This window comes from Chryseobacterium foetidum, from assembly GCF_025457425.1.
Classification (GTDB): Bacteria; Bacteroidota; Bacteroidia; order Flavobacteriales; family Weeksellaceae; genus Chryseobacterium; species Chryseobacterium foetidum.
On sequence record NZ_JAMXIA010000001.1, the window covers coordinates 1,834,366 to 1,847,059 of the forward strand.

Here is a 12,694-nt window from a genome sequence, read left to right on the forward strand (position 1 = left end):
TTATATTTGACGATGCTTTAAACCCTTAAAAGAAAAAATCTGATTATGAAATTACACAAGGAATCCAAAGGCACCATCGCTGTTGCCAGCATTGTATTTATTGCTGTTGCAGGTGTTTCGATATATTTTCTTGAAATGTGGTCTTTGCTGATCATCGTTCCTGTTCTGATTATTTACGGACTGGTTTTTTGGTTTTTCAGGGTTCCAAACCGTGACATTCAGGATCATGTGGAAAATGTAATCGCTCCCGTTGACGGAAAAGTGGTGATGATCAAAGAAGTGGTAGAAACAGAGTTTATAAAAGAAGCCTGTATACAGATTTCTATTTTTATGTCACCTTTAAATGTGCATATCTGCCGTTTCCCGGTTTCAGGAAATGTGATTTATAAAAAGTATCATCCCGGAAAATATTTGGTGGCATGGCACGAAAAATCTTCTACAGAAAACGAAAGAACAACCGTTGCCGTGGAAAGTTTAACCAAACATAAAGTCGTATTCAGGCAGATTGCGGGATATGTTGCAAGAAGAATTGTATTCTACTGTAGCGAAGGCGATCAGGCTAAAGCAGGACACGAATTCGGTTTCATCAAGTTCGGTTCAAGAATGGATATTTTTCTCCCAATGGATACCGAAATCATCTGTAAAATTGGTGATAAAACCAAAGGCGGTCTTGATGTGATTGCGAAGATGAGGGATTAGAGAGATGGAAGATGGAAGCGGGGAGATGGAAGATGATTGATGAATGATCATTGATGATTGATAAATAATTCAGTATATATAAAAAAGATCAGGGTTTACGGGCTCTGATTTTTTTTTGCTTTAATGTTGATTAGGGTTTCAAATTAAATATAATTTAAACTAAGGTTTTAATTAAATAATTATTTAGAAATTATTAAACATTTTTTTAAATATGTTGCAATTTTAATACTCATTAAATACTTTTTTCAGCAATTATCACATTTAAAATCGTAGTTTTGATTTCAAATCAAAAATCTAATAATTAATGAAAAGACTTCTACTCGCTTTTCTGGCTTTCGCCGGAATTTCTCAGACTCATGCCCAAACTACCATCAACGTTTATTCTGCAATAGTTTTTTATGACGGCTACGCTACCAACGTATCAAACCCAGTTCCTGCAAATGTCATTCGGCTTGCCAATTACAGATATGCAAAAAAACTGACGGATGCTGAACTGAACACCTTTCAGAATAAAATTCAGATGAATGTGAGCATCGGTGCTCTATGTGATAACTACGACAGAATCGGAGGTGTGCATATTGCTTTCGTTCCTAAAAATCAGGCTACTTACACTTTGAGCGATCCGGGAGTAAAACGCATCGAAATCGGCAGATACATTACGCCGTTTATGAATAAAAACATAAATCCTACCTCTGTACCTTATACTTATGAGGTTAATAATCTCTACAATATTTTCAGCAATACTGTTTTAAGAGCGGCTTACGACATTTATGTGGAACTCGATGTCTTTGGCGTTCCTTATGCTGCCAATACGCAGGTTGCAGGATGTGCTAACAGAAATGATGTTTTTGCAGGCACCTTAAACTTTGTAACATCTAACGACCCAACGGTGGTTAATACTTTTAATAATCTACTTCCACTACTTGATTCCAACGAACTGAACAATTACAACAATACAGATCAGCCAGGGCAAACCGTAAGACTTATCAATTTTAATTTAAGTCAAAGCACTGATAATGCTAAGTTTTTCATCATTACTTCTCCGCACGGTGCCGGTACAAATGGTGAAGAATATGTAAGAAGGCAGAATTTTGTTTCTCTGGATAATGCGCAGGTACTCACATTTACTCCCGGAGGGAAATCATGTGAACCATACAGACAATACAACACCCAAGGCAATGGAATCTATGGACCATATGTACAGACTACCCAGTGGTGGACTGCGTGGAACAATTGGTGTCCGGGAGATGCTGTTCCCATCAGAACTTTTACAGCCGCTACTATCTCGGCAGGAAGTCATACGATAAAATATGAAGTTCCAACCGCCGTTTTCTATGGCCAGGATGGCAGAATCGTGCTTTCAATTTATATGCAAAGCACCAATCAGGCATTGTCTGTAAAAGAAGTTTCTACAGTGGACGTTTCTATCTACCCTAATCCTACAGCTGATTATGTTAATTTAAAATCAGATAAAAAAGTACAGAACATCATCATCTATTCTTTAGACGGAAGAAAGATCGATGAAGTGAGAGATTCAAAAATAGACCTCACCTCTTATCCATCAGGAACATATTTACTGGATATTTCTCTTGAAGGCGGAACGCAGTTTAAGCATAAGGTGATCAGGAAGTAAGTGTTGGATGATTGATGATTGATGATTGATGTTTGATGCGGGAGGCGGAAAATAAATACTTAAACAAAAAATCAGAGTTTTTAGGCTCTGATTTTTTGTTTTTGCTTGACGCGTGCTATTTTAGCTTTATGGCTTCTGGAAATCAATACTTTTTTATCCAGGTTAACATTTATATTACAATACAATCTTGATTTACAATCGCAATAACAAATTCTTACTTACTTTTCTTCACAAACTTATAGGCATGTTGAGCTGTTTTCAGGATATAAAGACCATCCGAAAGAGCAGTAATATCAACACCTTTATTCTGATCATAAACCTGTTTTAGAACCAACTTCCCCTGTAAGTCATAAATAGAGCACACTTCATTTGCTTTGAAATTACTAAGTCTGATGAAATCTGCAGATGGATTCGGATAGAGCTGAATTTTATGACTATCTGCATTCACCTCATGGGTCGATAATGTTGCCGATGTGATGTTAAAAGTAGTTGAAAAATTATTCAGATTGCTGTAGTTACCGTTCTGAAAAGCAATGGATGCAGGCTGATTGCTGGCTGCAGCAGAAGGATTCATCACGTTTTTAATGACCACCTTGATGGCAGTACCTTGTGGTAAAGCCTGCTCAATATCGATTTTAAGTTCGCTCCCAAAATCCCTGAGATATGCTGCGGTTTCAGTATTCGATCCGTTCAGGAATACATCTACATTGGCTACATTCGCAGGTGAAGCATTTGCAGTAAATGCCGGAAGTGTAGAACCTGGAACAACGTAGGCAGAAACAGCATTCCACGTCTCTCCTCCTGCACCGGCAACAAGATTGAAAGTGTAAGTAGTTGCAGTACCCGCAACGGTAGATGTAGATGAAATTGAATTTTGAGCATTTGCAATCGCCGCAAAGGATAAGAAAGATCCAATAAGTAGTTTTTTAATCATAATATTTTTTATAGAATTTCCGGCAAAAGTAAATGATTAAATGGAAGATCTGTAATTATCATATACCCAAGTGTAATGATAAAAAACAGATGATTTTACTTGTTTTAAATGGTCGGTTAAAGATGCAGAACCGGACTTTAATGAAACTGCGAAAATTACAGAATTAATTTTTGTGACTTTGACAAAGCAGCTAAAATTTGACTGTATGTTATTAGCTTTTCCTGTCTTGAAATTAGGGCAGATTTTGTTTTGTGGAGCATATATTCAGGATTTTCAGAAAACACGGAGAGAAGACTCGGACAAAATTCAAAATTTTATTTAGATGTTATAGAACAGTAGTCTATGTAAAGAAGCAGAAAAACAGAGCCAACAGTGAAAATATACCGAAAAGATGTTGGATAAGACAGGTGAAAATTCCCGAGAATTACATATCCAGGGGACTTTGAATTTTTCTGATCTTTAAATCTGTGATATGAGTGTAAATTTGGGTGGTAATTACGCTGTTATGACCCAAAAGCTCCTGAATATATCTGATATCTGTCCCGTTTTCTATTAGATGCGTCGCAAAACTATGGCGAAGAATATGAGGAGTCACTAATTTTTGAATTTTAGCTCTCACAGCGCTTTGTTTAACAATTTGCTGAACACTTCTGGGAGAATATTTCTCATTAGCATTTCCTTCAAAAAGATAGGTTTTTGGCGAATATTTTTTGAAATATTCTCTTAGCAAAGGCAAAACTGATTGTGGAAGCATTACGTATCGATCTTTCTTTCCTTTAGACTGAATAATCGATATTCTGCCAGATTTTGAATCTATATCTGTAATTTTCATATTAATCAATTCACTTACCCGAAGACCGCAGCCATACAAAAGACTGATCATCGATTTATGCTTCAGATTCTCAGTGAGACTGATCATTTTTAATATCTCTTCTTTGCTGAGATATTTTGGCAGGGTATGTTCTACTCTTTTAGGATAAAGATGTGATAGAGACAGTTTTTTATTAAAAATCATTTCGTAAAATAATTTTATGCTTCCTAAAATGTGTTTCTGAAATGATTGTGAAATACTTTTCTCTTTAATTTCGTTGTGTAGATATTTCTCTATTATAACTTCATCAACATCCTCTATAGCAACATGATTAATTGCATTAAAAAATGTAGCCAAAGTAGAAATATAAGTTTTGATTGTGGAATCGCTATATCTGGCGACTTCGAGTTTCTGTCTGAAAATTTGAGAGTATTTCATTACTGTGTGTTTTGGTCAAAAATACTAAACATTCGCCAATCCAAAAAATATTTTTTTAAATTGTTTTTGCAAATTATTAAAAATCAATCAACAAAAGCAACATCTTTTTAAAACAGAAAAATAGCTTTACGAAAGTTATATACATTGGATTGACGCAATGCGTAAATTTGGAAGTTACCAGCAAGCATAAACGACAGAACCAATAACAAACAAAACTACAAATATGAACTTCGACTTTGCAGAGCTAATAAATTCCGACCTTGAAAATCTTGACTTTGGTAAAGCCATAAATACTGCGCAAAAAGAACTTGAAAAAATCACTAAAACAGAATTTCACGACATTGTTGGTAAAACATTTACAAATCCAATCGACGATTTAGTAAATTGGATTGACAGTTTTTACAAAGAAATTTCAAAGAAAATTCAAATCAAAACAATGTACTTTGAAATGAACGAATTTGACATAAATACAGACGTTTGGTATATAGACGGGATAGCTTATAAAGAAGACGGCGGACTTGACCTTGAAGATATGGAATGGCTTTCAGACTGCAAAAGAGATGTAATGACAACCAAAGAATTTGTGTTAAGTGGTTACGAGAAATTTCAAACGTTATTTGAAACGATTGAAGAAAAGGAAGAAAATGGCGAATGGACAGATGAAATGCAAGATGCAAGAGATTGGTGTGAACAAATTATAATTTCAAGATTTATGGAATTAATGAAGAAAGCTCACGAAACTGCGAAACAACGAAAACTAGCTTGGGGAAATATATCAATTTATTTTACCGAACACGCCTATGACTTTATAGTTAAATCAGACGTATAAAAAATGCCAGCTGGTAACAAGGGTTTTGCAATAGTGGGGCGAAACTGCAAAGTTCAACGGTAGTTCTTCGGTTCAACTTTTGTACAAAATTGAAGATTTTCGCTTCGATTGCCCCACCATCGCAAAGCCCCGAGAAGTTAGCTGATATTTTCACAAACTGAATTCTAATGTTAGAAGAAGAACTAAAAGACCAAATATTAAACACTAAAGTCAATTATCTCAATGGTTATCTTGCTGCGTTGGGTTTGTTGAATTCTTATTCAATTATTGGGGTAAACTGCAAATTATACATTTTCAATTTTTCAGCTGGAGATATCAAAAAATGTATCCAAAATAATGCCTATCAGCTTTTTGGTGTTTATCCAAATGATTGGGTTGTTGAAATTGAGAAGATAAATGATTGGGAAATCAAACTTAAAAATGAATTAAACGCGTCTACAAAACGTAGAATACCAATTGAAGCTGATAAACTCATAGCAAATCAACTAAATTATTCTGAAAATGATTTAACCCGAGATTTAATTTATCAAACAAAATATGTAAACGAATATTTTGTTCTTATGTTAAAGAATGAATTTGTTATTAATGATATTGATGTTTATGAAGTTTTTGTGAAAAATGTTGGTGCATCATACAAAATTATCGGTATCGATTTAATATTTGAAATAGAGCCAACTAAAATATTATATCTTCAAATTACAGGAACCGCCTAATAAAAACATCAGCTAACATAGTATTGCCAAAAGCGGGGCTGAAAGTCCAAACTTCAACATTTGTACTTCTGTTCCGCAAAAACCATTTTTTTTTTGCTTTGAAAAATGTAAATTAGCAAAAAAAAATGGTTTTGCTAACTGCGGTGCGAATTTCAGCTTTTGTGCTTCGATTTCCCCGCCTTCGGCAATACTTTTTCCGTTGTCTGCAATATTTTTTTTCAAATCTACCCTATCGAATTTTCTGAAATTGAATTTAACTGAAGTTCCGAAAATGAATATTCTAAATTTTGAAAATCAAAATCGAGAAGTCTAAATTGAAAATTCTTGAGAACTGACAATTTGAATTTAACGAAAAAAGAAAAAACTGAAAACTGAAAATTAACAAGGAATTGATGGACAAAAAACTTGACTGAAAAATAACTTTGAAACAACAAACTGACGAAAAACGAAATTTAACAGAAAAATAAACCGCTGAATTTCTGCTTCTTTAAATCGAAATGAACGCACGAAATTTCCGATTCGACTGAATAAAAAATACTACAGATAACATGAACTGTGTAAAAAACCAAACATTTTAGGCACTTTTTACAATAAAATTATCCAGGTACGCTGTTTTGTTTTTTACTACCCCAAATACAATCTTGAGCAGCTTGTTGCACACTGCAATTACAGCTGCTTTTTTGTTTTTTCCTTTCTCTACCAGTCGGTCAAAAAGGGTCCTACATTGAGCATTGGTCTTCTTCGCATTTAGGGCACACATGTACAGAATATGGCGCAACTGTTTTCCGCCCTGTTTGCAGATACGGATCCGTCCACGGATGCTGCTTCCGCTCCGATATTCTGTGGGACTTAGCCCCGCATAAGAGATCAGTTGTTTATACGAATTCATGTCTTTAAAACCTTGGGTATAGATGATCAGTTCTGCTGCAGCTCTTCTTCCAATACCCTTTACGCTGGTAACCAATTTCAACATTTCTGCTTCCCAGGCAATGAGTTTCTGTTGCAGAATTATCTCTAAATTCTGCTTCTCTTCCCGAAGTTTTTTGATGATTTTCTCAAAGCTTTTTTCAATCGTTTTTGTGTCAAAAGGACACTTTTTAATGCTGTGAATCTGATTGCTGAACTTGGTAATTTCTTTCGTCAGATCATGGATCGCATTATTTAAAGAACGGCACTCAAAGTACTCTGTATCGGGCATTGCGTAAATTTCCGGTCGGCGTTCAACACCGTATTCATAGATTCGTTTCGCATCTTTTTTGTCTGATTTATTGCGTTCCAAATGCATCTGGATGTAGCGCTTGATCTGCAGCGCATTCACAACACTGAAAGCAATATTCTGTTCCTTTAAAAAGAAAATCAAATGCAGGTGATAAACTCCCGTAGCTTCCATCACAAAGTGAGTTTCCCGGCCTGCTGATCGGATCATTTTCCGAAATCCGGTAACCGTATTTGTGACCTGTAAATGTTGAAGAACTCCTTCTTTATTTTTAAAATAAAGATCTAACGTCTCGCTGGAAACATCAATACCGCAGTAGTTGTTTTTTTCTTCCATTTTTTATACTTTTATTCTTTCTTGAGAGAACAATTCTTGACTGCAACCAACGATCCTAACACGAACTTTATGTTCAAATAAACTGTACGGTTTCGAGCAAGAAAATGAGCAGGGATAATCATGTTAGTGAAGCTTAAATGCTTAAAGGGTTTGCCTATCTTATTCTGCTCATTTGTTCTTTCTTTTTTATAGTTTAATATTTAATAAATTTAAGGAATTGCAAACATAGGAAGGGTTTTGCAATAGTGGGGCGAAACTGCAAAGTTCAACGGCAATTCTTCAGTTCAACATTTGTACAAAATTGAAGATTTGTGCTTCGATTGCCCCACCATCGCAAAGCCCCGAAACGTTGTGCGTCAGCATTTCCGACCACTACCTAAAGTTTGACATCAGACTAAAATTATATCTTCATAACTTTTTGACGTAAAATACTTGTTTCCTAAATAAGAAACTTTTATCTTTGCTTAAAAATTAACATTGAATGGACGAATATAAATTTCGGGTTCAGTTTTTAGAAGAAGCGAAAGGCTTTTTGGATGAACTTGACGAAAAAGCGAGGGATAAAATTGTTTACAATATTTGGAAAGCCCGAAGCACAAACGACAAGGAACTTTTCAAAAAATTGCAAGACGAAATTTGGGAATTTAGAACAAAATTCAACAAAACTTATTATCGGCTTTTTGCATTTTGGGACAAGACCGACAAAACTGATACATTTGTAATTTCAACGCACGGACTGATTAAGAAAACAGACAAAATTCCAAAAAGCGAAATTGAAAAAGCAGAAAAATTAAGAGAAAAGTATTTTAACGAGAAAAATAAAAAGTAATGAAGACATATAATTTAGAAGACTTGACCGACAAATATATCGGTAAAAAAGGAACAAAAAAGCGTGACGAATTTGAAAACGAACTACGTCTTGACTTATTAGGACAAGCTATCAAACAAGCTCGACAAGAACGAAACTTGACACAAGAAGAATTGGGCGAACTTGTTGGCGTGAAAAAAGCACAAATTTCTAAAATTGAGAACAGTACAACTGACGCAAGATTTACAACAATTTTGAAAGTTTTTGAAGCTCTGGGAGCGAAAGTGAATTTTAACGTAGAACTAAACAACCGTAAATTGGCATACTAAAAAACTATGCCGAACGCACAACATAAACTGTGTAAAAAACCAAACACTTTAGGCACTTTCACAATAGCAAATCAATCACTTCACAAACTTCTTTACCTCATCAATCAATCCCAAAATCAAATCAACAGGCAAATCTTCTTCCATATCCAAAAGCAGAATTTTAAACTTTTTTCTGCCTTCACTGATGAGAAGAGGATGATCTAATCTGTCGCCATGATAGAAACTTACATAATGTTGCTGATGCTTCTTGCTGAAATAAAAGTAGCAGAGCATTTTCTTTTTAAATTTAAAGAAAGGCAAACCGAAGCTGAGGGTTTCGGTGATTTTTTCGCTATCTGAAGCGAGAATTTTCTGGCGCAAAAAAAGAAGAGCACTACGTTCAGGCTCATCGATTCTGAAATAGTACTCTTCTAATGGATTCATTGTGGCTGTTGGCTTTTGGCTGTTAGCTATTGGCTTTTCAATTACGCATTATAATGTAAAGTATGCTTAATGAATATCTTCAGATGTTTCCTTAAAAAAGCTTAACAACTTATACATCTTAATGTTTCAAATCAATTACTCAAAATTCTGCAGTTCAACCAGCTTGTTGTACATTCCTTTTTTGGCGATAAGATCGTGGTGATTTCCCTGTTCTACGATTTTCCCTTTCTCCATAACGACGATCCAGTCGGCTTTTTGGATGGTGGAAAGACGGTGGGCGATCACCAGTGAAGTTCGGTTCTGCATCATATTTTCTAAGGCAATCTGTACAAATCTTTCAGATTCTGTATCTAAAGCTGAAGTTGCTTCATCCAAAATCATAATTGGTGGATTTTTAAGAACCGCTCTTGCAATTGAAATCCTTTGCTTCTGTCCGCCTGAAAGTTTTCCTCCTGCTTCACCGATGCTCGTTTCATACTGCTTCGGAAGATCCATAATGAAATCATGGGCATTGGCAATCTTTGCCGCTTCCTGAATTTCCTCTAAGGTTGCATCAGGTTTACCTAAAGAAATATTATTTCTGATGGAGTCGTTAAAGAGAATATTATCCTGTGTAACGAGTCCGAAAAGCTTTCTGTAGTTGGAAAGTTTAATGTTTTTAATGTTTTCTCCATCCAAAAGAACTTCACCGTTATCTACGTCGTAAAATCTTGTTATCAGATTGGCAAGTGTGCTTTTTCCACTACCACTCTGCCCTACGAGAGCAACAGTTTTACCTTTCGGAATTGACAATGAGAAGTCCTTCAGAACATCTCTGTCTTCATATCCGAAAGTGATGTTTTTAAACTCTACATTTTGCTTGAAATCATTAATTTCTTTAGCATCTTTTTCTTCTTTGATGTCATAAGTTGCATCAAGAATATCAAAAATTCTCTTTGCAGAAACTTCCCCTTTCTGCATATTTGAAATAGCAGAAGAAAGTGATTTTAATGGCTGTAAAATGGTATAAAATAGACCAATATAAACGATAAATTCACTTCCGGAAAGCCCCTCTCCTTTTATGGCAAGACGACCTCCGAAATATACAATCATACCAATCGTGATGGCTCCCAAAAGTTCACTGACAGGCGATGCCAATGCTTTCTTTTTAAATAATCTCAGTGACAGAAAACGTATTTTATTGAGTACATCATCAAATCTTTTTTTGATTTGAGGCGATGCATCAAAAATTTTAATAATCTTTAAACCTACCAAAGTTTCATCAACGAAAGAGTACATTTTACCCAATTCGTTCTGAGCTTCTCCTGTGTCTTTTTTCAAACTTTTACCAATGATCGAAATTAATGTTCCCATGATCGGAAAAACTATTAAAGTAAAAATCGTGAGCTGAAAATTGGAATAAAGCAAATACGCCATTGTAATGATAATGACGATAGGCGAACGGATCAAATCAATTAAACTGTTCAGGATATTAGATTCAACTTCTCCTACATCTGAGGTAATTCTTGCAAAAACATCCCCTTTTCTGGAGTTTGTAAAAAATGAAACAGGAAGATCTAAAATCTTATCATGCAGCTGAATTCTGAAGTCTCTCGAAACACCGGTTCTTGAAAATGTAAGATAAAATTCTGAAAAATAGCTGAAAATATTCCTTAAAAAGAACATCGTAATAAACATGATGCAGGTAATCAGAAGAATATATTCCGCTCCCTTTTCTATTTCAAGCTGTTGAATAAAATAATTAAAACTCTCCGAGAGGAAACTTCCCACAGACTCAATCCCTTCATACACAGGCTTACTGTCTATCTTTTTTCCATCTTTTTTAAAAAGGATGTTCAGCACAGGCATGAAAAAAAGCATGGCAACAATGTTGAAGATCGCATAGAGAACGTTGAAGAAAATACCTGCTGCAATAGATTTTTTATACGGAAGTATATTGTCGATTGCCCGTTTATAATAATTCATTAAATATTAAAATTAATCCACAAAAATAGGGAATTTAAAAAGAAGACGTTTTAATTCAGTTTTACTTTACTGTTGTATTTTGGTGCAAACGTTTTTGGGGTGAGCTTTTCTATTGTTTTGGCAAAATTATTAATGATATTGGTCATGTTGTCTACATCAACGATAGAAAAATCGTCATTCACCTGATGGTAGTGTTTAATTTTAGACATATCTGCTGTAGAAAACGAATGGGCAATAATTTTCTTTTTAGCATAGCTTACATTGTCACTTCTGTAAAACAACTGTTGTTTAGCGTAAGGATCCGGATAAATTTTAATCATTCCGTCTGCGTGATGATTAAACAAATCTGCAAGGTCTGAAAACTCATCTCCTGTCATAAACATTGCGTTTTTACCAAATTCAGATTCTGTAGCAATCATTTCAAAATTGAAAAGTGCTGCCAGATTTTTATTGATTTTCTCCATTCCTTTATCTGCCGCAAGTGCTGTTGAACCTAAAAGTCCTGCTTCCTCTCCGTTAAAAGCCATGAAAACCATGGAGAATTCCGGTTTTTTATCTTTAAAATATTCAGAAATACTCACCAATGCTGCAATTCCGCTGGCGTCGTCGTCTGCACCATTGTAGATATTATCGCCTTTATCATCATTGGTTCCTATGTGATCGAAGTGACCGGAGAATCCCAGCATTTTTTCAGATGTACCTTTCTTAATTCCACAGACATTATAAACCGTTTGCCCTTTGTACTGAAAAGGAACGAGGTAAGAATCGCCAAAACAGTAATCAAGCTTATTTTCTTTAAATAATTTTGAAATATAATTGGCTGCCTGCTCATTTTCGGGAGTTCCTATGAGACGGCCTTTCATCTCGTCGGAAGCCAACCTTGTAACAATGGTTTTTACAGTTCCCTGGCTCACGGCCTGTGCAAAACTTAAAACTGAAAAGAATGATAGTGCTAATACTGATAACTTTTTCATAATACTGTTTTATTGGAATATTAGACGCAAGATAAAATGTTTTGTTTCAATTTTAACAATCTTTCTACAATTTGATCAAAAATTTAGCATAAAAAAACAGCCTTCCAATAAGGAAAGCTGTTCTCACTCAAAAAATCATTGTCTGGCTAACGCAGTCTGTCTACAGATTTCACGAGCCTCTCGTCTTTTTTGATGTAAATGTTGGCAATAGCCAGACAGATTACAGCAATAAACGGGAAAATCGGCTCAATACCCTTCTCAGGAAAATCTATTCCTCCGGGTAAGTTTAGCAGCCAGTACAGCAATACACCAATCAACAAAGCGTTTATAACGATGCTGATGTTATTCAGCATGATTTGTCTTGTTCTGTTTTTAAAGCTGAAAATACTCAAAGCACCGACAATTACTAAAATTGCAGATACAATTTTTATCAATGGAAACGTTCCGAAAACTTCTGCATCCTGACCTGTAATAAACAGGAAAACAGGTGCTAAAGTAGCAAGTAATATCCAGATGGTCTGTATTCTTTGTAGCATAAACTTTAAAATCAGGACAAAAATAGCATAAATTTTGCACAATTCAAAAA

At 35.0% G+C, this 12,694-nt stretch carries 14 protein-coding genes; 6 read left to right on the top strand and 8 right to left on the bottom strand.

The features are described 5' to 3' along the window. The first annotated feature begins 45 nt into the window (after positions 1-45). Together NG809_RS08620 and NG809_RS08625 are read left to right on the top strand one after the other, a co-directional pair. A complete protein-coding gene (locus NG809_RS08620) occupies positions 46-699 on the top strand; it encodes a phosphatidylserine decarboxylase family protein (protein ID WP_262149799.1) in 654 nt (217 codons plus the stop codon). 304 nt (positions 700-1,003) lie between these two features. Continuing rightward, the gene (locus NG809_RS08625) at positions 1,004-2,332 is read left to right on the top strand and encodes a peptide-N-glycosidase F-related protein (protein ID WP_262149800.1); all 1,329 of its coding nucleotides are present in this window, start codon (positions 1,004-1,006) and stop codon (positions 2,330-2,332) included. Between the two features lie 214 nt (positions 2,333-2,546). On the opposite strand, the gene NG809_RS08630 is transcribed toward NG809_RS08625, so the two are convergent. Both NG809_RS08630 and xerA read right to left on the bottom strand, forming a co-directional pair. Further along, positions 2,547-3,266, bottom strand: coding sequence for a T9SS type A sorting domain-containing protein (locus NG809_RS08630; protein WP_262149802.1), 720 nt, complete (start codon positions 3,264-3,266; stop codon positions 2,547-2,549). Between the two features lie 424 nt (positions 3,267-3,690). Continuing rightward, entirely contained in the window at positions 3,691-4,515 is an 825-nt protein-coding gene (gene xerA, locus NG809_RS08635; RefSeq protein WP_262149803.1) for a site-specific tyrosine recombinase/integron integrase, read from the bottom strand. Positions 4,516-4,738: 223 nt separating this feature from the next. On the opposite strand from xerA, the gene NG809_RS08640 reads away from it, so the two are divergent. Both NG809_RS08640 and NG809_RS08645 read left to right on the top strand, forming a co-directional pair. Next, on the top strand, positions 4,739-5,344 hold the full coding sequence (locus NG809_RS08640) for a hypothetical protein (RefSeq protein ID WP_262149805.1): 606 nt from the start codon (positions 4,739-4,741) through the stop codon (positions 5,342-5,344). A gap of 167 nt (positions 5,345-5,511) precedes the next feature. Further along, positions 5,512-6,057, top strand: a complete 546-nt coding sequence (locus NG809_RS08645; RefSeq protein ID WP_262149807.1) for a hypothetical protein — start codon at positions 5,512-5,514, stop codon at positions 6,055-6,057. 12 nt (positions 6,058-6,069) lie between these two features. Here NG809_RS08645 and NG809_RS08650 read toward each other — a convergent pair whose 3' ends face one another. Beyond that, positions 6,070-6,279: a hypothetical protein gene (locus tag NG809_RS08650; protein ID WP_262149809.1), complete on the bottom strand. Its 210-nt coding sequence runs from the start codon at positions 6,277-6,279 to the stop codon at positions 6,070-6,072. Between the two features lie 352 nt (positions 6,280-6,631). After that, entirely contained in the window at positions 6,632-7,609 is a 978-nt protein-coding gene (locus NG809_RS08655; protein ID WP_262149811.1) for an IS110 family RNA-guided transposase, read from the bottom strand. 481 nt (positions 7,610-8,090) lie between these two features. Between NG809_RS08655 and NG809_RS08660 the strand changes: the two genes are divergently transcribed. Both NG809_RS08660 and NG809_RS08665 read left to right on the top strand, forming a co-directional pair. Further along, positions 8,091-8,438 (top strand): type II toxin-antitoxin system RelE/ParE family toxin, encoded by a 348-nt coding sequence (locus NG809_RS08660; protein ID WP_262149813.1) that lies wholly within the window; start codon positions 8,091-8,093, stop codon positions 8,436-8,438. Continuing rightward, positions 8,438-8,746 (top strand): helix-turn-helix domain-containing protein, encoded by a 309-nt coding sequence (locus NG809_RS08665; RefSeq protein ID WP_262149815.1) that lies wholly within the window; start codon positions 8,438-8,440, stop codon positions 8,744-8,746. Before NG809_RS08660 ends, NG809_RS08665 begins: the two co-directional genes overlap by 1 nt. Before the next feature lie 75 nt (positions 8,747-8,821). Here the strand turns inward: NG809_RS08665 and NG809_RS08670 are convergent, their stop codons facing one another. From NG809_RS08670 to NG809_RS08685, 4 genes are all read right to left on the bottom strand, one after another. Further along, on the bottom strand, positions 8,822-9,169 hold the full coding sequence (locus NG809_RS08670) for a DUF1801 domain-containing protein (RefSeq protein ID WP_262149817.1): 348 nt from the start codon (positions 9,167-9,169) through the stop codon (positions 8,822-8,824). A gap of 135 nt (positions 9,170-9,304) precedes the next feature. Further along, on the bottom strand, positions 9,305-11,134 hold the full coding sequence (locus NG809_RS08675; protein WP_262149818.1) for an ABC transporter ATP-binding protein: 1,830 nt from the start codon (positions 11,132-11,134) through the stop codon (positions 9,305-9,307). 50 nt (positions 11,135-11,184) lie between these two features. Beyond that, the gene (locus NG809_RS08680) at positions 11,185-12,108 is read right to left on the bottom strand and encodes a M28 family metallopeptidase (protein ID WP_262149819.1); all 924 of its coding nucleotides are present in this window, start codon (positions 12,106-12,108) and stop codon (positions 11,185-11,187) included. A gap of 146 nt (positions 12,109-12,254) precedes the next feature. Further along, a complete protein-coding gene (locus tag NG809_RS08685) occupies positions 12,255-12,644 on the bottom strand; it encodes a DUF4293 domain-containing protein (protein ID WP_262149820.1) in 390 nt (129 codons plus the stop codon). Between the last annotated feature and the right edge of the window lie 50 nt (positions 12,645-12,694).

Coding starts and splice junctions, on each gene's coding strand:
- NG809_RS08620 (WP_262149799.1), top strand. CDS start 46: ATGAAATTACACAAGGAATCCAAAGGCACCATCGCTGTTGCCAGCATT.
- NG809_RS08625 (WP_262149800.1), top strand. CDS start 1,004: ATGAAAAGACTTCTACTCGCTTTTCTGGCTTTCGCCGGAATTTCTCAG.
- NG809_RS08630 (WP_262149802.1), bottom strand. CDS start 3,266: ATGATTAAAAAACTACTTATTGGATCTTTCTTATCCTTTGCGGCGATT.
- xerA (WP_262149803.1), bottom strand. CDS start 4,515: ATGAAATACTCTCAAATTTTCAGACAGAAACTCGAAGTCGCCAGATAT.
- NG809_RS08640 (WP_262149805.1), top strand. CDS start 4,739: ATGAACTTCGACTTTGCAGAGCTAATAAATTCCGACCTTGAAAATCTT.
- NG809_RS08645 (WP_262149807.1), top strand. CDS start 5,512: ATGTTAGAAGAAGAACTAAAAGACCAAATATTAAACACTAAAGTCAAT.
- NG809_RS08655 (WP_262149811.1), bottom strand. CDS start 7,609: ATGGAAGAAAAAAACAACTACTGCGGTATTGATGTTTCCAGCGAGACG.
- NG809_RS08660 (WP_262149813.1), top strand. CDS start 8,091: ATGGACGAATATAAATTTCGGGTTCAGTTTTTAGAAGAAGCGAAAGGC.
- NG809_RS08665 (WP_262149815.1), top strand. CDS start 8,438: ATGAAGACATATAATTTAGAAGACTTGACCGACAAATATATCGGTAAA.
- NG809_RS08670 (WP_262149817.1), bottom strand. CDS start 9,169: ATGAATCCATTAGAAGAGTACTATTTCAGAATCGATGAGCCTGAACGT.
- NG809_RS08675 (WP_262149818.1), bottom strand. CDS start 11,134: ATGAATTATTATAAACGGGCAATCGACAATATACTTCCGTATAAAAAA.
- NG809_RS08680 (WP_262149819.1), bottom strand. CDS start 12,108: ATGAAAAAGTTATCAGTATTAGCACTATCATTCTTTTCAGTTTTAAGT.
- NG809_RS08685 (WP_262149820.1), bottom strand. CDS start 12,644: ATGCTACAAAGAATACAGACCATCTGGATATTACTTGCTACTTTAGCA.